The sequence below is a fragment of the Verminephrobacter eiseniae EF01-2 genome (assembly GCF_000015565.1).
Classification (GTDB): domain Bacteria; phylum Pseudomonadota; class Gammaproteobacteria; order Burkholderiales; family Burkholderiaceae_C; genus Acidovorax; species Acidovorax eiseniae.
Map to the genome: position 1 here is coordinate 1995430 of NC_008786.1, position 20740 is coordinate 2016169.

Annotated in this window: 20 protein-coding genes, 1 tRNA gene and 1 pseudogene; 8 read left to right on the forward strand and 14 right to left on the reverse strand. The window is 64.2% G+C overall.

The window, feature by feature from the left end; translation table 11 throughout:
- Positions 1-149: 149 nt before the first annotated feature.
- The 13 genes from VEIS_RS08730 to VEIS_RS08785 form a co-directional block, all read right to left on the reverse strand.
- Complete coding sequence (locus VEIS_RS08730) at positions 150-1031, reverse strand: 23S rRNA (adenine(2030)-N(6))-methyltransferase RlmJ (protein WP_011809549.1); 882 nt, start codon at positions 1029-1031, stop codon at positions 150-152.
- A 144-nt stretch (positions 1032-1175) separates the two neighbouring features.
- A complete protein-coding gene (locus VEIS_RS08735; RefSeq protein ID WP_011809550.1) occupies positions 1176-1808 on the reverse strand; it encodes a TetR/AcrR family transcriptional regulator in 633 nt (210 codons plus the stop codon).
- 142 nt (positions 1809-1950) lie between these two features.
- Positions 1951-3642 (reverse strand): acyl-CoA dehydrogenase family protein, encoded by a 1692-nt coding sequence (locus VEIS_RS08740; RefSeq protein WP_011809551.1) that lies wholly within the window; start codon positions 3640-3642, stop codon positions 1951-1953.
- 5 nt (positions 3643-3647) lie between these two features.
- Positions 3648-4823 (reverse strand): acetyl-CoA C-acyltransferase, encoded by a 1176-nt coding sequence (locus VEIS_RS08745; protein ID WP_011809552.1) that lies wholly within the window; start codon positions 4821-4823, stop codon positions 3648-3650.
- 87 nt (positions 4824-4910) lie between these two features.
- On the reverse strand, positions 4911-7010 hold the full coding sequence (locus tag VEIS_RS08750; protein WP_011809553.1) for a 3-hydroxyacyl-CoA dehydrogenase NAD-binding domain-containing protein: 2100 nt from the start codon (positions 7008-7010) through the stop codon (positions 4911-4913).
- 102 nt (positions 7011-7112) lie between these two features.
- On the reverse strand, positions 7113-7820 hold the full coding sequence (locus VEIS_RS08755) for an ABC transporter ATP-binding protein (RefSeq protein ID WP_011809554.1): 708 nt from the start codon (positions 7818-7820) through the stop codon (positions 7113-7115).
- Between the two features lie 3 nt (positions 7821-7823).
- Positions 7824-8633, reverse strand: a complete 810-nt coding sequence (locus tag VEIS_RS08760; protein WP_011809555.1) for an ABC transporter ATP-binding protein — start codon at positions 8631-8633, stop codon at positions 7824-7826.
- On the reverse strand, positions 8620-9912 hold the full coding sequence (locus VEIS_RS08765; RefSeq protein WP_041949910.1) for a branched-chain amino acid ABC transporter permease: 1293 nt from the start codon (positions 9910-9912) through the stop codon (positions 8620-8622). Before VEIS_RS08765 ends, VEIS_RS08760 begins: the two co-directional genes overlap by 14 nt.
- Positions 9913-9927: 15 nt before the next feature.
- Entirely contained in the window at positions 9928-10056 is a 129-nt protein-coding gene (locus tag VEIS_RS31095; RefSeq protein WP_265259624.1) for a hypothetical protein, read from the reverse strand.
- A 32-nt stretch (positions 10057-10088) separates the two neighbouring features.
- Positions 10089-11042 carry a branched-chain amino acid ABC transporter permease gene (locus VEIS_RS08770; RefSeq protein WP_011809557.1) on the reverse strand — a complete coding sequence of 318 codons (954 nt, stop codon included), beginning with the start codon at positions 11040-11042 and terminating at the stop codon, positions 10089-10091.
- 81 nt (positions 11043-11123) lie between these two features.
- Complete coding sequence (locus VEIS_RS08775) at positions 11124-12362, reverse strand: branched-chain amino acid ABC transporter substrate-binding protein (RefSeq protein ID WP_011809558.1); 1239 nt, start codon at positions 12360-12362, stop codon at positions 11124-11126.
- Positions 12363-12545: 183 nt separating this feature from the next.
- The gene (locus tag VEIS_RS08780; RefSeq protein WP_011809559.1) at positions 12546-13781 is read right to left on the reverse strand and encodes a branched-chain amino acid ABC transporter substrate-binding protein; all 1236 of its coding nucleotides are present in this window, start codon (positions 13779-13781) and stop codon (positions 12546-12548) included.
- Between the two features lie 123 nt (positions 13782-13904).
- Complete coding sequence (locus tag VEIS_RS08785; RefSeq protein WP_011809560.1) at positions 13905-15548, reverse strand: 3-(methylthio)propionyl-CoA ligase; 1644 nt, start codon at positions 15546-15548, stop codon at positions 13905-13907.
- Between the two features lie 169 nt (positions 15549-15717).
- Between VEIS_RS08785 and VEIS_RS08790 the strand changes: the two genes are divergently transcribed.
- The 5 genes from VEIS_RS08790 to VEIS_RS08810 all read left to right on the forward strand — a co-directional run bounded on the left by VEIS_RS08790 (position 15718) and on the right by VEIS_RS08810 (position 19329).
- On the forward strand, positions 15718-17214 hold the full coding sequence (locus VEIS_RS08790) for a protein adenylyltransferase SelO (protein ID WP_041950679.1): 1497 nt from the start codon (positions 15718-15720) through the stop codon (positions 17212-17214).
- Complete coding sequence (msrB, locus tag VEIS_RS08795; RefSeq protein ID WP_011809562.1) at positions 17211-17624, forward strand: peptide-methionine (R)-S-oxide reductase MsrB; 414 nt, start codon at positions 17211-17213, stop codon at positions 17622-17624. The genes VEIS_RS08790 and msrB overlap by 4 nt, the downstream gene beginning before the upstream one ends.
- Positions 17625-17667: 43 nt before the next feature.
- Positions 17668-18204, forward strand: coding sequence for a septation protein A (locus tag VEIS_RS08800; protein WP_011809563.1), 537 nt, complete (start codon positions 17668-17670; stop codon positions 18202-18204).
- Positions 18201-18461, forward strand: coding sequence for a BolA family protein (locus VEIS_RS08805; protein WP_011809564.1), 261 nt, complete (start codon positions 18201-18203; stop codon positions 18459-18461). The genes VEIS_RS08800 and VEIS_RS08805 overlap by 4 nt, the downstream gene beginning before the upstream one ends.
- A gap of 82 nt (positions 18462-18543) precedes the next feature.
- On the forward strand, positions 18544-19329 hold the full coding sequence (locus VEIS_RS08810) for a peptidylprolyl isomerase (protein WP_011809565.1): 786 nt from the start codon (positions 18544-18546) through the stop codon (positions 19327-19329).
- Between the two features lie 250 nt (positions 19330-19579).
- Here the strand turns inward: VEIS_RS08810 and VEIS_RS08815 are convergent.
- A tRNA-Pro gene (locus VEIS_RS08815) sits at positions 19580-19656 on the reverse strand.
- Positions 19657-19717: 61 nt separating this feature from the next.
- Between VEIS_RS08815 and VEIS_RS31555 the strand changes: the two are divergent.
- From VEIS_RS31555 to VEIS_RS08820, 3 genes and pseudogenes are all read left to right on the forward strand, one after another.
- Positions 19718-19879, forward strand: a pseudogene (locus tag VEIS_RS31555) (benzoate/H(+) symporter BenE family transporter); the annotation flags it as partial.
- A 20-nt stretch (positions 19880-19899) separates the two neighbouring features.
- Positions 19900-20112 carry a benzoate/H(+) symporter BenE family transporter gene (locus VEIS_RS31100; protein ID WP_011809566.1) on the forward strand — a complete coding sequence of 71 codons (213 nt, stop codon included), beginning with the start codon at positions 19900-19902 and terminating at the stop codon, positions 20110-20112.
- On the forward strand, positions 20109-20543 hold the full coding sequence (locus VEIS_RS08820; RefSeq protein ID WP_011809360.1) for a carboxymuconolactone decarboxylase family protein: 435 nt from the start codon (positions 20109-20111) through the stop codon (positions 20541-20543). Before VEIS_RS31100 ends, VEIS_RS08820 begins: the two co-directional genes overlap by 4 nt.
- The last annotated feature ends 197 nt before the right edge of the window (positions 20544-20740 follow it).

Sequence of the window (20740 nt, forward strand, 5' to 3'; positions counted from 1 at the left end):
CCAGGCGCCGGCACCGTCAATGCGCATCTGCCATGCGCGACCGTATTTTTCCCGATGCACCCCCCGGGGTTCAAGTTGGTGCAACTGTTTGCGCCGGAGGGTGGCGGGCAGGGTTGCCTGGCGCGCGGCAAGAACCCGGCGGTTTGTCGTCACCCCGCTGATTCGAGCGTGTGCGTGGCGTGTCTGTCCTGCGCCAGCAACTGCACCATCTGCGGCAGCGCGGGGGTCAGCGCCGCCTTCAGCGTGAACGGCGGGTTGATCAGAAACATGCCGCTGGCTGGCAGGCCGGGGCGCTTGAGGCTACCGGCTGCCGTGCGTTGGCCCGATTTGACGGTCAGCGTGGCATGCAGCCAGCTCTTGCCGGCTTTGCTGGCCAACGTTTTCAGGCGCCGGGGCAGTTCATGCGCTTCGGGGCGCCCGATGATGGGGTACCAGAACATGTAGCAGCCGGTGGCAAAGCGCTTGAGCGAGTCCGTGGCCAAGTCCAGCACCTTGCCATAGTCGCTTTTGATTTCATAGCTTGGATCGCACAGCAGCAAAGCGCGGCGCTGGGGCGGTGGTAGAAATTTCCGGATGCCCTGAAAACCGTCCTCGTGGAATACGGCCACTTGGCGGCCCGCTTGCAACTGGGCCACATGGCCGGCCAAGGCCCGCAGGTCGGTCGGGTGCCACTCGAATAGCTTGAGCTTGTCACTTTCGCGCAGCAGCCGCTGCGTGATGCAGGGCGAGCCGGGATAGACCCGCAACCGGCGGCCCTGGTTGAAGGCGCCGACCATGTCCACATAGGCTTGCAGGGCCGGGGCCAGCGCGCTGCCCGGCGCAGCAAACAGGCGCACCACGCCGTCTGCGGCCTCGCCACTGGTGCGGGCATAGTCCCCGTCAAGCCGGTACAGGCCCGCGCCGGCATGGCTGTCGAGCACGGTCAGCGCCGCATCCTTGTCGGTGAGGTATTGCAGGGTGGCGATCAACACCGTGTGCTTGAACACATCGGCATGGTTGCCTGCGTGGAAGGCGTGGCGATAACTGAACATGCGCCGATGGTAACGATTGCGCCAACGGCGGCGCCTTGCGTGCCGGCACAGCGCGCAGGCGCTCAATGATCTTGCGCAGGCGCTCGATGATCTGCGCAGGCGCTCTTGTGATGTGGCGTGCGCAAACGCCCGGTGCCCCCGCGCTCAGCGCGCTACCAGGCCATCGAAACAGGTGCGCAGCACCAGTTCCACGATTTCCGCGTCCGAATACTGGCCGCCCTCCTTGAGCAGGCACAGCGCCGGGTCGCAGGCCCGCGCGTACAAGGTGTACTGCACCACCACCAACGGCAGGCCAGGGTCGATCAGGCCCTGGGCCTGGGCCTCGGTGATCCAGGCGCCGATCTGCTCACTGAGCGCCCGCAGGCCGGCGCGATAGTCCTGGTTGGCCATCAACACCGCACGCAAACCCGAATGGCGACCGGGCAGCAGCGGCATTTGGTTGCCCAGCAACTGCTCGAGCGACCAGCGCAGCAACGCGTGGAGCTTTTCCAGCGCAGGGGTTTGCGCCGGCAGGCTGGCCAGATAGGTTTGCACGCGCCCGAGCATCTGCACCATGGCGGCGGTGCACAGCGCTTCCTTGCTGCCAAAGTGCTTGTACAGGCTGGCTTTGGCAATGCCCACGGCATTGGCGACATCGTCCATGGTCATCAGGTCGAACGCCTTTTCGCCCAGCAGACGGCAGGCCGACGCCAGGATCGCCGCCTCACGCGCCTGGTACATCTGCGCCTTGAACGAAACTTTGGGTGGCACCGTGAGCATGGCTGGCATTTTATGCATGGCGCGCAATCTCCCGCAGGCCGCGCCGCGCCGCAAACCGGCGCCCGGCGGCGCCGGCACTGCCTGGTGGGCGCTGGTGTGACAGGGTATACGCTGGCGCCATCAAAACGCTTCCGGTGCCAGGCTAGTGTCGCGTCACCGATCAGATGTCGTAGGCTGCGCGCAGCCATCGGAGCGCAGCGCAAGGCGCATCGCTTGCCAATACCGAGCGTATTGGCAAGCGATGCAACGCCGCGATGCGCTTCGATGGCCAGCGCGGACCGACAGATGATCGGTGACGCGACACCAGGGCCTGGGCATGCGCGGCCAATGCGGGCACGGCAAGGGCGCGCCCGATGCTGGCCTGGATGCGCCCGGCCAGCAGTTGCAGGCCGCGCCCGCCGTCCATCCGCAGTTTGCGGCCCAGCAGGTCCATGGCCTGCATGCCGTGCGTGCCTTCGTGGATCATGTTCAGGCGGTTGTCGCGCCAGTACTGCTCCACCGGGAAGTCGCGCGTGTAGCCGTAGCCGCCATGGATCTGTATGGCCAGCGAGTTCGCCTCCAGGCACCACTCGCTGGGCCAGCTTTTGGCGATCGGTGTCAACAGTTCCAGCAGCATGCGGGCTTCATCGGCGGCGCCAGCGTCAGCGGTGCGCATGTCATCGACCAGGCGCGCGCAGTACAGGTCCAGCGCCAGCGCGCCTTCGCCATAGGATTTTTGCGCCAGCAGCATGCGCTTGACATCGGCATGCTCGATGATGCGCACCGGGGGTTGGGCCGCGTCCTTGGCCAGGGCGCCGCCGGCGCCGTCTGGCTGGCTTGGCACGGGCCGACCCTGGGGCCGGTTGCGGGCGTAGTCCAGGCTGGCGTAGTAACCGGCCAGTCCCAGCATCGTGGCCGCCATGCCCACGCCAATGCGCGCCTCGTTCATCATGTGGAACATGCAGTGCAGGCCCCGGCCCGCCTGGCCCACCAGGTAGCCGATGGCGCCCGCCTGGCCCTGCACCGGGTATTTGCCTTCGCCAAAGTTGAGCAGCGTGTTGCTGGTGCCGCGCCAGCCCAGCTTGTGGTTCAGGCCCGCCAGCGCCACATCGTTGCGCACGCCGGTCAGTTGCCCCTCGGTGTCCACCAGTTTCTTGGGCACGATGAACAGCGACAGGCCCTTGGTGCCGGCAAGCAGTTGGCCGTCGGCCCCGGGAATCTTGGCCAGCACCAGGTGGATGATGTTCTCGGTCAGTTCATGCTCGCCGGCCGAGATCCACATCTTGTGGCCCTCGATGCGATAGCGCGGGCCCAGCGGGTCGCTGGCAAAGTCCGCGCCATCGGGCACGGCCCGGGTCGTCACATCGCCGAGCGAGGAGCCTGCCTGCGGCTCGGACAAGCACATGGTGCCCGAGAAGCGGCCGGAAAACCCGTTGTGCGCGAACACCGTCTGCTGCCGCCGGGTGCCGTGCACCATCAGCAGGTTGGCGTTGCCGACCGTCAGCAGGCCCGAGCCTATGCTGACCGAGGCGATGGCGAAAAAGCTGTTCGCCGCCGCAACGACCGTGCAGGGCAGTTGCATGCCGCCTATCGAATAGTCCTGCGCGGCGCTGAGCATGCCCGATGCGGCATAGGCGCGGTGCGCATCGTGCGTGCACTGGGGCAGTATCACGCGCTCGCCGTCGAAGTACGGCTCCTGGCTATCGACGGTGCGGTTGAAGGGCGCGTATTTCTCGCGGGCCATGCGCTCGCAACTGTCGAGCACGGCATCGAAGGTCTCGCGCGAGTGCTCGGCAAAGCGGCTGTGCCTGGTCAGCGTTGGCACCTGCAGCCACTGGTACAGCAGGAAATCGATGGCCGGGCGCAGGCTCATGGTGTTTACAGCACCTCGAAGACGCCGGCAGCACCCATGCCGCCGCCTATGCACATGGTCACGCACACGCGGCGGGCGCCACGGCGTTTGCCTTCGATCAGCGCGTGGCCGGTCAGGCGCTGGCCCGACACGCCATAGGGGTGGCCCACGGCAATGGCGCCGCCGTTGACGTTCAGTTGCTGCGCGGGAATGCCCAGCCTGTCGCGGCAGTAGATCACCTGCACGGCAAAGGCTTCGTTCAGTTCCCACAGGTCGATGTCGCTGACCGCAAGGCCGAGTTTGTCGAGCACCTTGGGCACGGCGAACACCGGGCCGATGCCCATTTCATCAGGCTCGCAGCCGGCCACCGCAAAGCCCAGGAAGCGGCCCAGGGGTTGCAGGCCCTTTTTGCTGGCGTAGTCCTCGCTGGTCAGCACGCAGGCGCCGGCGCCATCGGAGAACTGGCTGGCGTTGCCGGCAGAAACCAGCCCCCCGGGCAGCGCCGGGCGCAGGCCGCTGATGACTTCCACCGTGGTGCCTTCGCGCGTGCCTTCGTCCCGGCTGACCGTCACCTGCCGGGTGATCAGGCCCAAGGTCTTGTCGGTCACGCCGGTGGTCACGGTGATGGGGGCGATTTCGGCATCGAACCGGCCGGCGGCCTGGGCTGCGCAGGCTTTTTGCTGGCTGGCGGCGCCATATTCGTCCATGGCCTGGCGGCCGATGCCGTAGCGCTTGGCGACCTGCTCGGCGGTCTGCAACATGCTCCAGTAGATCTCGGGCTTTTGCCGGGTCAGGGCCGGGTCCCGCAGCATGTGCTGGTTCATTTCCTGCTGCACGCAGGAGATGCTTTCCACACCGCCGGCGACGAACACCTCGGCCTCGCCGCTGATGATGCGCTGGGCCGCCAGCGCAATGGTTTGCAGGCCGGAGGAGCAAAAACGGTTCACGGTCATGCCCGCCGTGGTGATCGGCAGGCCGGCCCTGAGCGCGCATTGGCGCGCGATGTTGCTGCCGGTTGCGCCTTCGGGGTTGGCGCAACCCATGATCACGTCTTCGACCTCGGCCGCCTCGATGCCGGCGCGCGCTACCGCATGTTGCACGGCATGGCCTCCGAGCGTGGCGCCATGGGTCATGTTGAAGGAACCCTTCCAACTCTTGGTCAGCGGGGTGCGGGCGGTGGAAACAATCACGGCGCGGGTCATGGGGAAATCCTTTCAGGGGTGGAACGCAGCGCCGCCGGGGCGGTTGCGTGGTGATTCAGTGGCAGGCCAGCGGCAGGCTCGGCCCGTTCAGTTGAAGGTTTTGCCTTGCGCCGCCAATCGGGCCAGCAATGGGGCGGGCTGCCAGAACGCCGCGTCATCGTGCGGGTTGCGGGCAAAGCGGCCCATGGCCTGCACCACGTTGAACAAGCCCAGTTCGCTGGCGTAGCGCATCGGGCCGCCACGGTGCATCGGAAAACCATAACCCGTGATGTAGACCATGTCGATATCGCCGGACTTGCTGGCGATGCCGTCTTCCAGAATGCGCGCGCCTTCGTTGACCAGCGCGAACACCAGGCGCTGCACGATCTCTTCGTCGGCAATCTTGCGCGGCGTGATGCCCAATTGCTGGCGATGCTCTTCGATCATCCGGTGGACCAGCGCGCTCGCAATCGCGTCGCGCTTGCCGGCCTGGTAGTCGTACCAGCCGGCTGCGGTCTTCTGGCCGAAGCGGCCCAGCTCGCAGAGCTTGTCCGACGTGCGGCTGTACTTCATCTCGGCACGCTCGACGGCGCGGCGCTTGCGGATGGCCCAGCCGATGTCGTTGCCGGCCAGGTCGCCCATGCGAAATGGCCCCATCGCAAAGCCGAACTTCTCGATCGCCTTGTCCACCTGTTCGGGCGTGCAGCCTTCGTCGAGCAGAAAACCGGCCTGGCGGCTGTACTGCTCGATCATGCGGTTGCCGATGAAACCATCGCACACACCGGCGACCACGGCGGTCTTCCTGATCTTCTTGGCGATGGCCATCACGGTGGCCAGCACATCCTTGGCGGTGGCCTTGCCGCGCACCACTTCCAGCAGCTTCATCACGTTGGCGGGGCTGAAGAAATGCATGCCGACCACGTCCTGCGGGCGCCCGGTGAAGGTGGCTATCTTGTCGATGTCGAGCGTGGAGGTGTTGGACGCCAAAATCGCGCCCGGCTTCATCTGCGCGTCGAGTTGCCGGAACACCGATTCCTTGACGCCCAAGTCCTCGAACACCGCTTCGATCACCAGATCGGCGTCCCGGATGTCGGCATAGTCCAGCGTGGTGGACAGCAGGGCCATGCGCTGCTGGTATTTGTCCTGCGTGAGCTTGCCCTTTTTGACCTGGGCTTCGTAGTTCTTGCCGATGGTGGCCAGGCCGCGCTCCAGCGCTTGCGGCTTCATCTCCAGAATCTTGACCGGCAGGCCCGCGTTCAGGAAGTTCATCGCGATGCCGCCACCCATGGTGCCAGCGCCGATCACGGCCACGGCCCGGATGTCGCGCCGGGGGGTGTCGGAGGGCACGTCCGGGATCTTCGAGGCTGCGCGCTCGGCCATGAACAGATGGCGCAGCGCGCGCGACTCGGGGGTCTGCATCAGCTTCATGAAAATCGCGCGCTCGATCTGCATGCCATCGGCAAACGGGCCCCGGGTGGCGGCCTCGACCGCGTCCACGCACAGCGCCGGCGCCGGGAAATTCCGGGACATGCCCTTGACCATGTTGCGCGCGAACTGAAAGTAAGCCTGGCCCTCGGGATGCCGGCAGGGCAGGTTGCGCACCAGCGGCAGCGGGCGCGCGGCGGCCACGCCCTGCGCGAAAGCCAGCGCCTCGGCAGCCAGCGCCTGGGCCGATGTCGACAGCTTGTCGAGCAGTTTCTGGCCGGGCAGCGCGCCTATCATTTCGCTGTTGACCGACTCGCCGCTGACGATCAGGTTGAGCGCGGCCTCCACGCCGAGCGCGCGCGGCAGCCGCTGCGTGCCGCCCGCGCCAGGGATCAGGCCCAGTTTGACTTCAGGCAGCGCAATGCGGCAGCTCGGCGCCGCAATGCGGTAGTGGCAACCCAGCGCCAACTCCAGACCGCCACCCATGGCCACGCTGTGCAGCGCGGCCACCACCGGTTTGCTGGAGTTTTCGATCACCGCGATCACCGACAGCAGGTGCGGCTCTTGCGCGGATTTGTCTGTGCCGAATTCGTTGATGTCGGCGCCACCGGAGAAGGCGCTGCCGGCGCCGGTGATGACGATGGCGCTCACGGCCGCGTCGGCATCGGCCCGCAGCAGGCCGTCGACAAGGCCCTGGCGGGTGGCCAGCCCCAGTCCGTTGACGGGGGGGTTGGCCATGGTGATCACGGCGACGCTGCCGTGGACTTGGTAATCAGCGCTCATGCTGTGCTTCCTTGTAGAGTGAAAAAGAACGGGCGTGCGTTTTTATTGTAGAGACTTCGGCCGACTGTGCCGGTGTCGGTGGGTGGCCAATGGAACGAACTGTCAGACCTCCAGCCATTCCTTGCGGATATCGTTGTCGGCCCGCAGGCTATCGGGCGTGCCCTGGAACACGATGGCGCCATGGCCCATGACCAATGCCCGGTCAGAAATCTTCATCGCGATGGTGAGCTTTTGCTCGATCAGCAGCACCGAGATGCCCCGGGCCTTGATGGTTTGCAGGTACTGCCCCACCAGTTCCACGATCTTCGGCGCCAGGCCCTCGGTCGGCTCGTCGATGATGATCAGGTCCGGGTCGCCCATCAGCGTGCGGCACAGCGTGAGCATCTGCTGCTCGCCGCCCGACATCACGCCGGCCTCGGTGTGCTGGCGCTCCTTGAGCAGCGGAAACATCCGGTACATGTCGTCGAATGACCAGCGGCTGCCCTTGCCTGCCGCCTTGCCATTGCCCTTTTGGCCGAGCAGCAGGTTTTGCTGCACCGTGAGGTTGGGGAATACGTCGCGGCTTTCCGGCACATAGCCCAGCCCCAGGTGGGCAATCTCGTAAGCCTTCTTGCCGGCGAGCGCCTGCCCCTTCCAGTGCAGCGCTCCCTCCCAGTGGACCAGGCCCATGATGGCCTTGGCAGTGGTGGAGCGGCCCGAGCCGTTGCGCCCCAGCAGGGCCACGATCTCGCCGGGCGCCACGTCGAAGCTCACGCCATGCAGCACATGGCTCTTGCCGTAGTAGGCATGCAGGTTGTCGATGGTCAGCATGGGTCAATGTGCTCCCGGCAGGTCGTCGGCGACCGTGCCCAGATAGGCTTGTTGCACCTGCGGGTTGGCGCGCACTTTCTCCGGGCGGTCGAAAGCGATCACCTCGCCGTAGACCACCACCGCAATCTTGTCGGCCAGGCCAAACACCACGCCCATGTCGTGCTCCACCGTGAGCAGGGTACGGCCCTCGGTGACCTGCCTGATCAGGCCAATGAAGTGCGTGGTTTCGGTCTTGCTCATGCCGGCCGTAGGCTCGTCGAGCAAGATCACGCTGGCACCTCCGGCGATGGTGATGCCGATCTCCAGCGCGCGCTGCTCGGCGTAAGTCAGGTTCAGCGCCAGCGTGTCGCGCTTGTGGTCGAGCGCGATCAGCGCCATCAGTTCCCGGGTGCGCTCATTGGCATCGTGCAGTTGCGACAGGAAGCGCCAAAAGCTGTACCGGTAGCCCATGCTCCAAAGCACGCCGCAGCGCAGGTTCTCGAACACGCTCAGCTTGGGAAAGATGTTCGTGATCTGAAAGCTGCGCGACAACCCCCGGCGGTTGATCTCATATGGCGCCAGCCCGTTGATGCGCTGGCCGTTCAGCAGCACATCGCCACTGCTGGGCACGAAGCGCCCGCTGATCAGGTTGAACAGCGTGGACTTGCCCGCGCCGTTGGGGCCGATGATGGCCACCCGCTCGCCGGGTGCGACCGCCAAATTGGCGCCACGGATGATTTCAGTCCTGCCGAAGCTCTTGCGCAGGTCGCGCAGTTCCAGCGCCGGGCCGGCGTCGTTCGCCCCCATGGCCGGCGCCTGATTACTTGTTCGCATGTTCGATTTCTTCCTGAATCCGGCTCCAGCGGCGCACAAACCGGCGGCGGCACAGTTCAAACAGACCGAAGCCCGTGACCATCACCAGGCCGGCGCCGGCCCAACTGCCCGCGCCGTTGGCGTTCAGCGCTGTCCCCAGGAAGCTCAGCACCGGCCCGAGCGCAGCGTTGAGCTGCAAGTGGTAGGCCATCTCCACCATGCAGGCCATGCCCGTCACACCCACCAAGGCCGTGCCGCCCAACCCCAGGTACGCGGGCCACAGTTGGCGCAGCTTGCCAAACCTGGCCAGCCGCAGGTTCATCATGATCAGGCTGGCCACGCCGCCGGGCGCATACATCACCATGAACAGGAACACCAGGCCCAGATACAGCGGCCAAGCCTTGGTCAGTTCGGCCAGCAGCACCGAGGCCAGCACCAGCAGCACCGCGCCGATGATGGGGCCGAAAAAGAACGTGGCCCCGCCCAGGAAGGTGAACAACAGGTAGCCCCCGGAGCGCACGATGCTCAAGCTGTCGGCGCCGGTGATGATCTCGAAGTTGATCGTGGTCAGGCCGCCGCCGATGCCGGCGAAAAAGCCCGCGATGATGAACGCGAAGTAGCGCACCCGCTGCGTGTCGTAGCCGATGAATTCGACACGCTCGGGGTTGTCGCGCACGGCGTTCAGAATGCGGCCCAGCGGCGTGCCGGTGAACGCAAACATCGCCGCAGTGCAGACAAAGCAGTAGGCGGCAATCAGGTAATACACCTCGATCGCCGGCCCGAAGCTCCAGCCCAGGAACGGCTGGCCGTACACCCGGTCGGTGGTGATGCCGCCCTCGCCGCCGAAGAACTCGGGCAGCATCAGCGCCATCGAGGCCACCAGTTCGCCCACGCCCATCGTGATCATCGCAAACGTGGTGCCCGCCTTCTTGGTGGTGACAAAGCCCAGCAAGACCGCAAACGAGGCCCCGGCCAGACCGCCCACCAGCGGAATCAGCACCAGCGGAATCTGCCAACTGCCCTTGCCGGCCAGGTTCATCGCGTGGATCGCAATGAACGAGCCCAGGCCGGTATAGACCGCATGGCCGAAGCTGAGCATCCCCCCCTGCCCGAGCAACATGTTGTAGCTCAGACAGATGATGATCATGTAGCCGATCTGCGAGAGCATGGTCAGCGCCAGACCGCTGCGCAACAGCATCGGCGCGACGAGCAGCGTGATGGCAAACAGGGTCCAGACGATCAGGCGCCCCCGGTTCCAGGGCTTGGAGCGGAGCATGGCATTCGGGACAGCGGAATTCATCACATCAGTTTTCCATCACACGACGCGCCAGCCACGGCGCATGAAACGGGCATGGCCCCAGACCGGGAACGCAGCGCCGCCGGTGGCGCCGGGCGATAGCCGAACGGGCCGCCCTTCGGGATGCAGGCGACGCAGACGCGACACGGGCACGACACAGGGGGCAGGGTGTCACTTTTTCAACTCACGCGCGTGCCCAGCAAGCCCTTGGGGCGAAAGATCAGGATCAGCACCAGAAACAGATACGGCAGGATTGGCGCCACCTGGGAGATCGTCAGTTTGAGCACCGGGTAGCCAAAGCTCTGCTCGGTCACCGCCAGGCCCACAGCCGCGAAGACGCTGATCAGCGAATAGTCCAGCGCCACCGCAAAGGTCTGCACCAGCCCGATCAGCAGCGACGCCAGAAAAGCCCCGGGCAGCGAGCCCATGCCCCCCACCACGACCACCACGAAGACAATGGAGCCGACCGAGGCCGCCATCGCCGGCTCGGTGACGTAGGTGTTGCCACCGATCACGCCGGCCAGCGCGGCCAGCGCCGCGCCACCGCCGAACACCAGCATGAAGACCCGTGGCACGTTGTGGCCCAGCGCCTCGACCATCTCTGGGTATTTGAGCGCCGCCTGTATCACCAGGCCAATGCGCGTGCGCGTCAGCAGCAACCATACCGAGGCCAGCATCAGCAAGGCCACCAGCATCACGAACGAGCGCGACCGGGGAAACTGCGTGCCGTACAGCGTGAACAGCGGGCCTTCCAGCCACCCGGGCAGCCCATAGGGCACGGTGGAACGGCCCCACACCAGTTGCACCACTTCAAGGATCAGGTACGACAGGCCAAAGGTCACCAGCAGTTCCGGCACATGTCCGAATGGATGCACCCGGCGCAGGCAATAGCGCTCGAACGCGGCGCCCAGCGCAAAGACGAGCAGGGGCGCGATCACCAGCGCCAGCCCAAAGCCCAGCAGCCCGGAGATGGTGAACGCGAAATAAGCGCCCAGCATGTAAAAGCTGGCATGGGCAAAGTTGAGCACGCCCATCATGCTGAAGATCAGCGTGATGCCGGAACTGAGCATGAACAGCAGCAGCCCGTAGCTGATGCCGTTCAACAAGGAGGTCACGAAGAATTCGGCATTCATTGGAATTTTTCGTTGCAGGGGGTCAAAAAAAGCCCGTGTCGTTCGGGCCTGCAGGCGTTGCCAGGGCGTCGACACGGACGGTCATGTCGGCCGCTTCATCTGGCACGAGGTGGGCGTGCTGGCCACATAGGGCGCGTAGTACTTCACCGGGATGAAGGCGTAGCCGGTGTTTTCATAGTCGATGGGGAACTTGCCACCGGCCTTGTCCCACTTCGAGATGAACAGCCCTTGCTGGATCTGGTGGTCGGCCTTGCGCATCTCGACCTCGCCGTTGAAGCTGTTGAATTTCATTCCTTCGAGCACGGCGGCCACTTTCACGGGGTCGGTCGAGCCGGTTCTGGCAAAGCCTTCCGCGAGCATGGCGAACACATGGTAGATGGCACTGGTGGTCATGTCGCCGGCGAACTTTTTCTTGTAGCCGAGAACCAGTTTGTTGATCTCGCCCGGCAGGTTCAGGTGCCCGTAATTGACGGTGTAGACCCGCCCCGCCGCAGTGGCGCCCAGCGCAGTGGGGCTGCCCACGCTCGCCGCGTAGTAGGTGTAGAAGGCGACATGGTTCAGGCCCGCATCATTGGCCGCCTTGATCAGCAGCGCCAAGTCCGAGCCCCAGTTGCCGGTGATCACGGTGTCGGCGCCGGATTGCTTGATCTTCGCGATATAGGGCGCAAAGTCGCGCACCTGCGCCAGCGGGTGCAGGTCGTCGCCGACGAACTGCACGTCCGGGCGCTTGTTCTTCATCATCTCTTTGGCGAACTTCGAGACTTGCTGGCCATGCGAGTAGTTCTGGTTGATCAGGTAGATCTTTTGGATTCCGGGCATGTCCTTCATGTACGTGGTCAGCGCCTCCATCTTCATCGAGGTGTCGGCATCCAGACGGAAATGCCAGTAGCTGCACCGGCTGTTGGTCAGGTCCGGGTCCACGGCCGCGTAGTTCAGGTACAGGACTTCCTTGCCGGGATTGCGCGCGTTGTGCTTTTCCAGCGCGTCGATGATGGCCAGCGCCGGGCCGGAGCCGTTGCCCTGCACCACGTAGCGCATCCCCTGGTCGATGGCCGAGCGCAAAGCGCTGGTGGTCTCTTGCGGGCTGAGCTTGTTGTCTACGGCGATGATTTCAAATTTGACGCCGGCAGCATTCTTCTTGTTGAAAAACTCTTCCGCCATGAACTGGTAGCTCTGGAGCTGGTTGGTTCCCGTCGCCGCCATCAGACCCGACAACGGGTCGATCCAGGCAATTTTCACTGTCTGGCCTTTTTGCGCGGAGACCCCGCAGGCGCTTGCCAAGATGATCGAGGCCGCTACAGCCTTGATGGCCCGTTGCATAGGGTGTCTCCTCGTTACAAAGCCCCGTAGCCTAGCGGGTTGCCATGGGGCCAGGATCAGGGTTTACCCTTGCTCATTTCCGCCTTTGGGCGCCGCGCAAACGCCAGGCCCAGGGCTTGGCGCTCACTGGGGTGCCTTCGCCTTCGGCGACGGCATGAGCGCTTTCGGGCGGCCGCGCGGCGCTCACGGCCGCTTCATTTGGCACGAGGTGGGCGTGCTGGCCACATAGGGCTCGAAGTACTGCACCGGGATGAAGGTGTAGCCGGTTTTTTCAGCATCGATAGGGAACTTGCCGCCGGCCTTGTCCCACTTCGAGATGAACAGCCCTTGCTGGAGTTGGTGGTCGGTCTTGCGCATCTCGACCTCACCGTTGAAGCTGTTGAATTTCAGACCTTCGAGCGCTGCGGCCACCTTCACGGGGTCGGTCGAGCGGGCTTTGGCAAAGCCTGCGGCGAGCAGCGAGTAGGCGTGGTAGACCGAGGGCGTGAACATGTCTTCGCCGAACTTCTTTTCGAAGTCGACAACGATCTTGTTGATCTCGCCCGGCAGATTGGGGTGGGCATACGCCACCATGTACACCCGTCCCGCAGCGGCGGCGCCGATCGCCGTGGGTCCGCCGATGACGGAGGCGTAGTAGGTGTAGAAGGCGACATGGTTCAAGCCGGCATCGTTGGCCGCCTTGATCAGCAGCGCCAGGTCCGGGCCCCAGTTGCCGGTGATCACGGTGTCGGCGCCGGACTGCTTGATCTTCGCGATATAGGGCGCAAAGTCGCGTACCTGCGCCAGCGGGTGCAGGTCGTCGCCGACGAATTGCACGTCCGGGCGCTTGCGCCGCATCATCTCCTTGGCGAACTTCGAGACTTGGTGGCCATGCGAGTAGTTCTGGTTGATCAGGTAGATCTTCTTGATTCCGGGCATGTCCTTCATGTACGTGGTCAGCGCCTCCATCTTCATCGAGGTGTCGGCATCCAGACGGAAATGCCAGTAACTGCACCGGCTGTTGGTCAGATCCGGGTCCACGGCCGCGTGGTTCAGGTACAGGACTTCCTTGCCGGGATTGCGCGCGTTGTGCTTTTCCAGCGCGTCGATGATGGCCAAGGCCGGACCGGAGCCGTTGCCCTGTATCACATAGCGCACCCCCTGGTCGATGACCGAGCGCAAAGCGCTGGTGGTCTCTTGCGGGCTGAGCTTGTTGTCGATGGCGATGATTTCAAATTTGACGCCAGCGGCATTCTTCTTGTTGAAGAACTCTTCGGCAACGAACTGAAAGCTCTTGAGCTGGTTCGTTCCGACCGACGCCATCAGGCCCGACAGCGGGTCGATCCAGGCCACTTTCACCGTCTCGCCTTTTTGCGCAGAGGCCCCGCAGGCGCCCGCCAGGATGACCGAGGCCGCTGCAAACTTGAGGGCACATTTCATTGCGTAACTCCTTGTAGACAAGTGCCCCGCAGCGTAGCGTGTTTGCACCGGACGCTGCCCAGGGATTGCCCCTACGAGGTGGCGCAATGCCCATTCCCGTCGCCTGCGGCCTGGCAACGCCGGTTACAGGCTCGGCAGTTGGTAGCCTTTGAGCTGCTCGCGCAGTTTGGTCTTGAGCATCTTGCCGGTGGCGCCCAGCGGGATGGCTTCGACGAACACCACGTCATCGGGGATTTGCCACTTGGCGACCTTGCCCTCGTAGAACGCCAGCATCTCCTCGCGCGTGAGCTGCGCGCCGGGGCGTTTGACCACGGCCACGATGGGGCGCTCGTCCCACTTGGGGTGCGGCATGCCCACGCAGGCGGCCATGGCGACGGCGGGGTGCGCCATGGCCAGGTTTTCGATCGCGATCGAGCTGATCCACTCGCCCCCGGACTTGATCACGTCCTTGCTGCGGTCGGTGATCTGCATGAAGCCGTCGGCGTCTATGGTGGCCACATCCCCGGTCGGGAACCAGCGCCGGCCTTGTTCGTCCTCGATGAGCGGGTCGCCCCCCTCGCCCTTGAAGTAGCCGTTCACGATCCATGGGCCACGGACCAGCAGGTCCCCGTAGGTCTTGCCATCCCAGGGCAGTTCCTTGCCATCGCCGTCCACGATCTTCAGGTCGACGCCGTAGATCGCGCGGCCCTGTTTTTGCAGGAGCTTCATCTGCTCGTCTTTGGGGTACGCAAGGTGCTTGCTCTTCAGGGTGCACAGCGTGCCCAGCGGGCTCATCTCGGTCATGCCCCAGGCGTGCAGCACCTCGACGCCATAGTCTTCCTTGAAGGTGTGGATCATCGCCGGCGGGCATGCCGAGCCGCCAATCACGGTGCGCCGCAATGTCGAGAACCGGAGCCCCGCAGGCTTCATGTGGCCGAGCATCATCTGCCAGACGGTGGGCACGCCGGCGGCGTAGTTGACCTGTTCGGCCTCGATCAGTTCGTAGATCGACTTGCCATCCATCGCCGGCCCGGGAAACACCAGCTTGCAGCCCATCAGCGCCGCCGAGTACGGAATGCCCCAGGCATTGACATGGAACATCGGCACCACGGGCAGCACCGAGTCGCGCGCCGACAAGCACATCACGTCGGGCAAGGCCGCTGCGTAGGCATGCAGCGTGGTCGAGCGGTGGCTGTAGAGGGCGGCCTTGGGGTTGCCCGTGGTGCCGCTGGTGTAGCACATGCTGGAGGCCGAGTTCTCGTCGAACCGGGGCCATGCATAGTCCGGCGACTGCGCGCCGATCCAGTCCTCATAGCTCAAAAGGCCAGGGATGCCGGAGTCTGCCGGCAGCCGGTCTGCGTTGCACAAGGCCACCCAATGCTTGACGCCAGGGCATTTGGCATGCACGGCCTGCACCAGGGGCAAAAAGCTCAGGTCAAAGCACAGCAACTGGTCTTCGGCATGGTTCATGATCCAGGCGATCTGCTCGGGATGCAGGCGCGGGTTGATGGTGTGCAGAACGCGGCCCGAGCCACTGACGCCGAAGTACATCTCCATGTGGCGGTAGCCGTTCCAGGCCAGGGTGGCGACCCTGTCGCTGAACAGCAGCCCGAGCTTGTCGAGCGCATTGGCCAGGCGCCGGGCACGCAGGCCAAGCTCGCGGTAGTTGTAGCGATGGATGTCCCCCTCGACCCGACGGGAAACGATCTCGGTGTCGCCATGGTGGCGTTCGGCAAACTCGATCATCGATGAGATCAGCAATGGTTGATCTTGTATCAGGCCCAGCATGGAAGTGCTCCTTGGACGGGTTGCAAAAGAGGTTATGAAAAGAAGCGGGCATGGTAGCGCGCTGGCGCCCATTTCCACAGATCCCCCAATGCCGGTGTGCCCGTTCGATGGGCGCGCGCAGATGGCCCTGCCAGCGCCAGGGCCTGTGCGGTACGAGACAATCGGGGCCATGAACCTGCCCACAGCCACAGCCACAGCCACAGTCAGCGACAGCAGCGCCGGTGCCGATACCGGTTTGGCATGGCAGCATGGTTTTGCTGCCCTGGGGGCCGACTTTTTCACCGAACTGCGCCCCAGCCCGCTGCCCGCTGCGCACTGGGTCGGCCGCAGCAGCGCCGTGGCCCGGCTGCTCGGCCTCGATGCGGCCTGGCTGCACAGCGACGCGGCCCTGCAAGCCTTCACCGGCAACGGCCCGCTGGCTGGTGCACGCCCTTTGGCCAGCGTCTACGGCGGCCACCAGTTCGGCGTATGGGCCGGGCAACTGGGCGACGGCCGCGCAATCATGCTGGGCGAGACCGCCGCGGGCTGGGAAATCCAGCTCAAGGGCGCAGGTCGCACGCCCTACTCGCGCATGGGCGACGGGCGCGCAGTGCTGCGCTCGAGCATCCGTGAATTCCTGTGCAGTGAAGCCATGCACGGCCTGGGCATTCCGACGACGCGCGCGCTGTGCATCACCGGCTCGCCGGCCCCGGTGCGGCGCGAAGAGACCGAGACGGCCGCCGTGGTCACGCGCGTGGCGCCCAGTTTTGTGCGCTTCGGCCATTTCGAGCATTTTTGCGCCCAACGCCAGACGCCGCAGTTGCAAGCCCTGGCCGACTACGTCATCGCCCGCTACTACCCGCAATGCCGCGCCGGCGCTGCCAACCCGTATGCCGCCCTGTTGCAGGCCGTCAGCGAACGCACGGCCAGGCTCATGGCCCAGTGGCAGGCGGTGGGCTTTTGCCATGGGGTGATGAACACCGACAACATGAGCATCCTGGGCCTGACCATGGACTATGGCCCGTTCCAGTTTCTCGACGCCTTCATCCCCGAGCATCGCTGCAATCACAGCGACACCCAGGGCCGCTATGCCTATCAGCGCCAGCCCGATGTGGCGTACTGGAACCTGCTGTGCCTGGCGCAGGCCCTGTTGCCGCTGATCGGCGAGCGGGACGGCGCCCTGGCTGCGCTGGCATCCTACCCCGGCGTCTTTTCCGCCGAGTTCATGGCCGGCATGCGCGCCAAGCTGGGCCTGTTGCAGGCGCGTGACGGCGATGCCGCGTTGATCGATGGCGTCCTCATGCTGCTGGCGCGCCATCGGGTCGACTACACCATCTTCTGGCGCCGCCTGTCGCAGGCCGTGGGCTGCGGCGATTTCGAGCCGGTGCGCGCGCTGTTTGCACAGCGCGCGGATGCGGAGCGCTGGTTGCTATTGTTTTCAGAGCATACGACGCATATGGATCACGCGCAGATGGCCGGCATGATGCTCAAGACCAACCCTAAATTCGTGCTCCGCAACCATCTGGGCGAACAAGCCATCCGCGCCGCGCAGCAGGGCGACTTTGGCGCCATCGAAACCCTTTTGCGGCTGCTCGAGCGCCCCTTCGACGAGCACCCGGGGCATGATGCCTACGCCGCCTTTCCGCCCGACTGGGCCGCCACCATCGCCATCAGTTGCTCATCATGAATGCCCCCGTCCAGAAAACCGACGCCCAGTGGCAAGCCATCCTGCACGCCAAGGGCGCCGAGCCGATGGCCTTGCAGGTAACGCGCCATGCCGCCACCGAGCGCCCCTTTACCGGCAAGTACCAAGCCCACTGGGCCGATGGCAGCTACCACTGCATCTGCTGCGGCGCCAAGCTGTTCGACTCGGACAGCAAATTCGACGCCGGCTGCGGCTGGCCGAGCTTTTGCCAAGCCATCCCGGGCGCGATCACCCGCATCGCAGACCGCAGCCACGGCATGCTGCGCACGGAAACGGTATGTGCACAATGCGGGGCGCATCTGGGCCATGTCTTCGATGATGGCCCGGCCCCCGGCGGCTTGCGCTATTGCATGAACTCGGCTGCGCTGGACTTTGAATCCGGCAAGGCATAAAAAACCGAAGGCCCCGCGTCTCCATTGCGACCCATCCCTCCCCATGAAAATCCTGCTCGACTTCCTGCCCATCGTGCTGTTCTTCGGGAGCTACAAGCTCTACGGCATCTATGTGGCCACGGCCGTGCTGATGGCCGCCACGGCGCTGCAGATGGCGCTGATCTACGCCATCGACCGGCGCCTGCAAACCATGCACAAGGTCACGCTGGCGCTGATCTTGTCGTTTGGTGCGCTGACGCTGGCGCTGCAAGATGACCGCTTCATCAAGTGGAAACCGACGGTGCTTTATGGCGCCATGTCCGTCGCACTGGCGCTGACCCTGTGGGCCCTGAAGAAAAACTTCCTGAAACTGCTGCTGGGCAGCCAACTGGCCTTGCCGGACATGGTGTGGTTGCGTCTGAATTGGGCCTGGATCGCTTATTGCGCCTTCATGTCGGCCATCAACGCCTACGTGGTGCTGCACTGGAGCACCGATGCCTGGGTGGACTTCAAACTCTGGGGCTATGTCTTCCCGCTGGTCTTTCTGATCGGCCAGGGTCTTTATATTGCGCCGCACCTGAAAAACCAGGGGCGCACATGACCGGCACGGCACAACGAATCCACCAGCGCCTGCTGGAGCGGCTGGTGCCCACCCGGCTGCAAGTGCTCGACGAAAGTGCCGCCCATGCAGGCCATGCCGGAGCCAACGACACCGGCCAGGGCAGCCATATCCGGGTGCGCATCGCGTCACCTCTTTTTACAGGGCGCTCCCGGCTGGCGCAGCACCGCCTTGTGTATGATGCGCTGCAAGAATTCATGGGCCAAGGCGTCCACGCCCTGGCCATTGAAGTTCTTTGAGCCGACCTCTTTCTCCTTACCTCACCTCATCATCCCGTCATCCGGTTGCCTGCCGGCGACTGCCTCATCTTTTGGACTTCGCATGAAGAAACAGCTCCTGTCCGGCCTGATCGCCGCAGCCCTGCTGGGCCTGGCCGCCCCGCCCGTTTCCGCCCAGAACATCGCCATCGTCAATGGCAAGCCCGTGCCCAAGGAGCGCGCCGACATGCTCCGGCAGCAGTTGGAACGCTCGGGCCGCCCCGTGACGCCAGAGATAGAAAAGCAGATCAACGCCGAAGTCATCGACCGTGAAGTCCTCGTACAGGCAGCGCTCGAGCGTGGCCTGGAAGGCTCGGCAGACTACAAGAACCAAATGGAACTGGCCCGCGAGGCGATTTTGATCAACGCGCTGTTCGCCGATTTCCGCAAGGCCAACCCCGTGACCGACGCCGAAACCCAGGCCGAATACGACAAGTTCGTTGCCGCCAACAACGGCAAGGAATACAAGGCCAGCCACATCCTGGTGGACAAGGAGGCCGACGCCAAGGCCATCATCGCGGCCATCAAAAAGGGCGCCAAGTTCGAGGACATTGCCAAGAAGCAGTCCAAGGACCCGGGCTCCGGCGCCAAGGGTGGTGACCTGGGCTGGGCCAGCCCGGCAAGCTATGTGAGCGAATTCACCGAGGCCCTGATCAAGCTGGACCAAGGCAAGATGACCGATGCCCCGGTCAAGAGCCAGTTTGGCTGGCATGTGATCCGCCTGGACGATATGCGCCCGATCCAATTGCCCAAGCTCGAAGATGTCAAGCCCCAGGTAGCCCAGCAATTGCTGCAGCAAAAGCAGGCCAAATACCAGGAAGAGCTGCGCGCCAAGGCCAAGATCGAGTAAGTGGAGTTCAGCGGGCGCTTGCCGAAAACGCGCGCGACCTGATGGGCGGCCTGTTCGACCGGCCCATGTCCGAAGCGACGATCGAGGGCGTCAGCGCTCAGGCCGCCGAGTTGCTGGCCCCACTGTCCCACGGCCTTCAGGGCTTGGCGCTTGCAGCCGCGCTTTGGTGGATGGGCCGGGGTGCGGGTCTTGTGACAAAAGGACAAGAAAAAAGGCCTTGCGGCAAACGCGCCGCAAGGCCTTCAGACGTTGGTCGGAGCGGCGGGATTCGAACTCGCGACCCCCTGCTCCCAAAGCAGATGCGCTACCAGGCTGCGCTACGCTCCGATGGCCTGCATTCTACACCCTGATCTGCCAAGCCCCTGCTTTCTGGCGCAGTGTCCGTTTGGTGATTTTTCATGGCGACTCAGACAGTGCCGTCACAAGATTGCAGCCCCCAATTGGGGCTATCTCCATGGGCAGTGGCGCGCTTGGTTGGTGGCGCGGCGTGCGTTACAAAATGCCTGTCATCACTGCCTGGTCTACGCCCGGCGCAGTCCTGCTGATCGGGTCACTGCCTGAACCAGGCTCATGGGTGCATATCTGGTGGCAGGCACCATGGTTCTATTGCTTGGCATCACAGGCGTATTCGACGCCTTCATCAAAAAAATTCCACAGGGCATCAGTGCGGGTCTGCTGGCTGGAGTGCTGCTCAATTTTGGTTGGGGGGTGTTGGCAGACGCATCGATGCATGGCGCACACTCTCAACTTTCATCATCGTCCACACCGGAGCTTGCACCATGAAAAGCAGTTTGCGCCTTCCGTACTACGAACTTTCACCACAGCTATTGCAAGGGTTGCGTCAAATCAAGGTCGATCTGGAGGCCAGTCCCCTGGGTCTGCCATTGATCGAACTTGTCTATCTGCGCGTCGCGCAGATCAACGGTTGTTCGTATTGCCTGAATATGCACACCAAAACCTTGCGTGAGCGCAATGAGACGGATCGTCGTCTGGCCGAACTGGCCGGCTGGCGCGTCAGTTCCCAGTTCAGCCAGCGCGAGAAGTCGGCATTGGAGTGGGCCGAATCGCTGACCCATGTGGCCGATACCCATGCCCCGGACGAAGCCTTCTTCCCGCTGAAGGAGCATTTCAGCGATCAGGAAATTTCCGATCTGACCTTCGCCATCGCGCTGATGAATGCAATGACCCGCCTTGCCATTGGCATGCGCCAGTAAGCACTGGGCTTGCCCGCATCGGGCTTCGACGGCGCGACAAAAACGGGATGGTCGTGGGCTGTATCTGGTGGCGGCATATCCATGGACTGAAAGCAAAATATCCGCATCCATGCCCCTTCAGGTCGTGCCGGCATGCCGCGCTGGCGTTGGCGCAAACGGTGCCGACTGCGCGCGGTGCACCGGGGCCCCGCTGGCGC

Excerpts from the sequence above, each read along its gene's own strand:
- VEIS_RS08730 (WP_011809549.1), bottom strand. The coding sequence starts at position 1,031 with ATGTTCAGTTATCGCCACGCCTTCCACGCAGGCAACCATGCCGATGTG.
- VEIS_RS08735 (WP_011809550.1), bottom strand. The coding sequence starts at position 1,808 with ATGCATAAAATGCCAGCCATGCTCACGGTGCCACCCAAAGTTTCGTTC.
- VEIS_RS08740 (WP_011809551.1), bottom strand. The coding sequence starts at position 3,642 with ATGAGCCTGCGCCCGGCCATCGATTTCCTGCTGTACCAGTGGCTGCAG.
- VEIS_RS08745 (WP_011809552.1), bottom strand. The coding sequence starts at position 4,823 with ATGACCCGCGCCGTGATTGTTTCCACCGCCCGCACCCCGCTGACCAAG.
- VEIS_RS08750 (WP_011809553.1), bottom strand. The coding sequence starts at position 7,010 with ATGAGCGCTGATTACCAAGTCCACGGCAGCGTCGCCGTGATCACCATG.
- VEIS_RS08755 (WP_011809554.1), bottom strand. The coding sequence starts at position 7,820 with ATGCTGACCATCGACAACCTGCATGCCTACTACGGCAAGAGCCATGTG.
- VEIS_RS08760 (WP_011809555.1), bottom strand. The coding sequence starts at position 8,633 with ATGCGAACAAGTAATCAGGCGCCGGCCATGGGGGCGAACGACGCCGGC.
- VEIS_RS08765 (WP_041949910.1), bottom strand. The coding sequence starts at position 9,912 with ATGAATTCCGCTGTCCCGAATGCCATGCTCCGCTCCAAGCCCTGGAAC.
- VEIS_RS08770 (WP_011809557.1), bottom strand. The coding sequence starts at position 11,042 with ATGAATGCCGAATTCTTCGTGACCTCCTTGTTGAACGGCATCAGCTAC.
- VEIS_RS08775 (WP_011809558.1), bottom strand. The coding sequence starts at position 12,362 with ATGCAACGGGCCATCAAGGCTGTAGCGGCCTCGATCATCTTGGCAAGC.
- VEIS_RS08780 (WP_011809559.1), bottom strand. The coding sequence starts at position 13,781 with ATGAAATGTGCCCTCAAGTTTGCAGCGGCCTCGGTCATCCTGGCGGGC.
- VEIS_RS08785 (WP_011809560.1), bottom strand. The coding sequence starts at position 15,548 with ATGCTGGGCCTGATACAAGATCAACCATTGCTGATCTCATCGATGATC.
- VEIS_RS08790 (WP_041950679.1), top strand. The coding sequence starts at position 15,718 with ATGAACCTGCCCACAGCCACAGCCACAGCCACAGTCAGCGACAGCAGC.
- msrB (WP_011809562.1), top strand. The coding sequence starts at position 17,211 with ATGAATGCCCCCGTCCAGAAAACCGACGCCCAGTGGCAAGCCATCCTG.
- VEIS_RS08800 (WP_011809563.1), top strand. The coding sequence starts at position 17,668 with ATGAAAATCCTGCTCGACTTCCTGCCCATCGTGCTGTTCTTCGGGAGC.
- VEIS_RS08805 (WP_011809564.1), top strand. The coding sequence starts at position 18,201 with ATGACCGGCACGGCACAACGAATCCACCAGCGCCTGCTGGAGCGGCTG.
- VEIS_RS08810 (WP_011809565.1), top strand. The coding sequence starts at position 18,544 with ATGAAGAAACAGCTCCTGTCCGGCCTGATCGCCGCAGCCCTGCTGGGC.
- VEIS_RS31100 (WP_011809566.1), top strand. The coding sequence starts at position 19,900 with ATGGGTGCATATCTGGTGGCAGGCACCATGGTTCTATTGCTTGGCATC.
- VEIS_RS08820 (WP_011809360.1), top strand. The coding sequence starts at position 20,109 with ATGAAAAGCAGTTTGCGCCTTCCGTACTACGAACTTTCACCACAGCTA.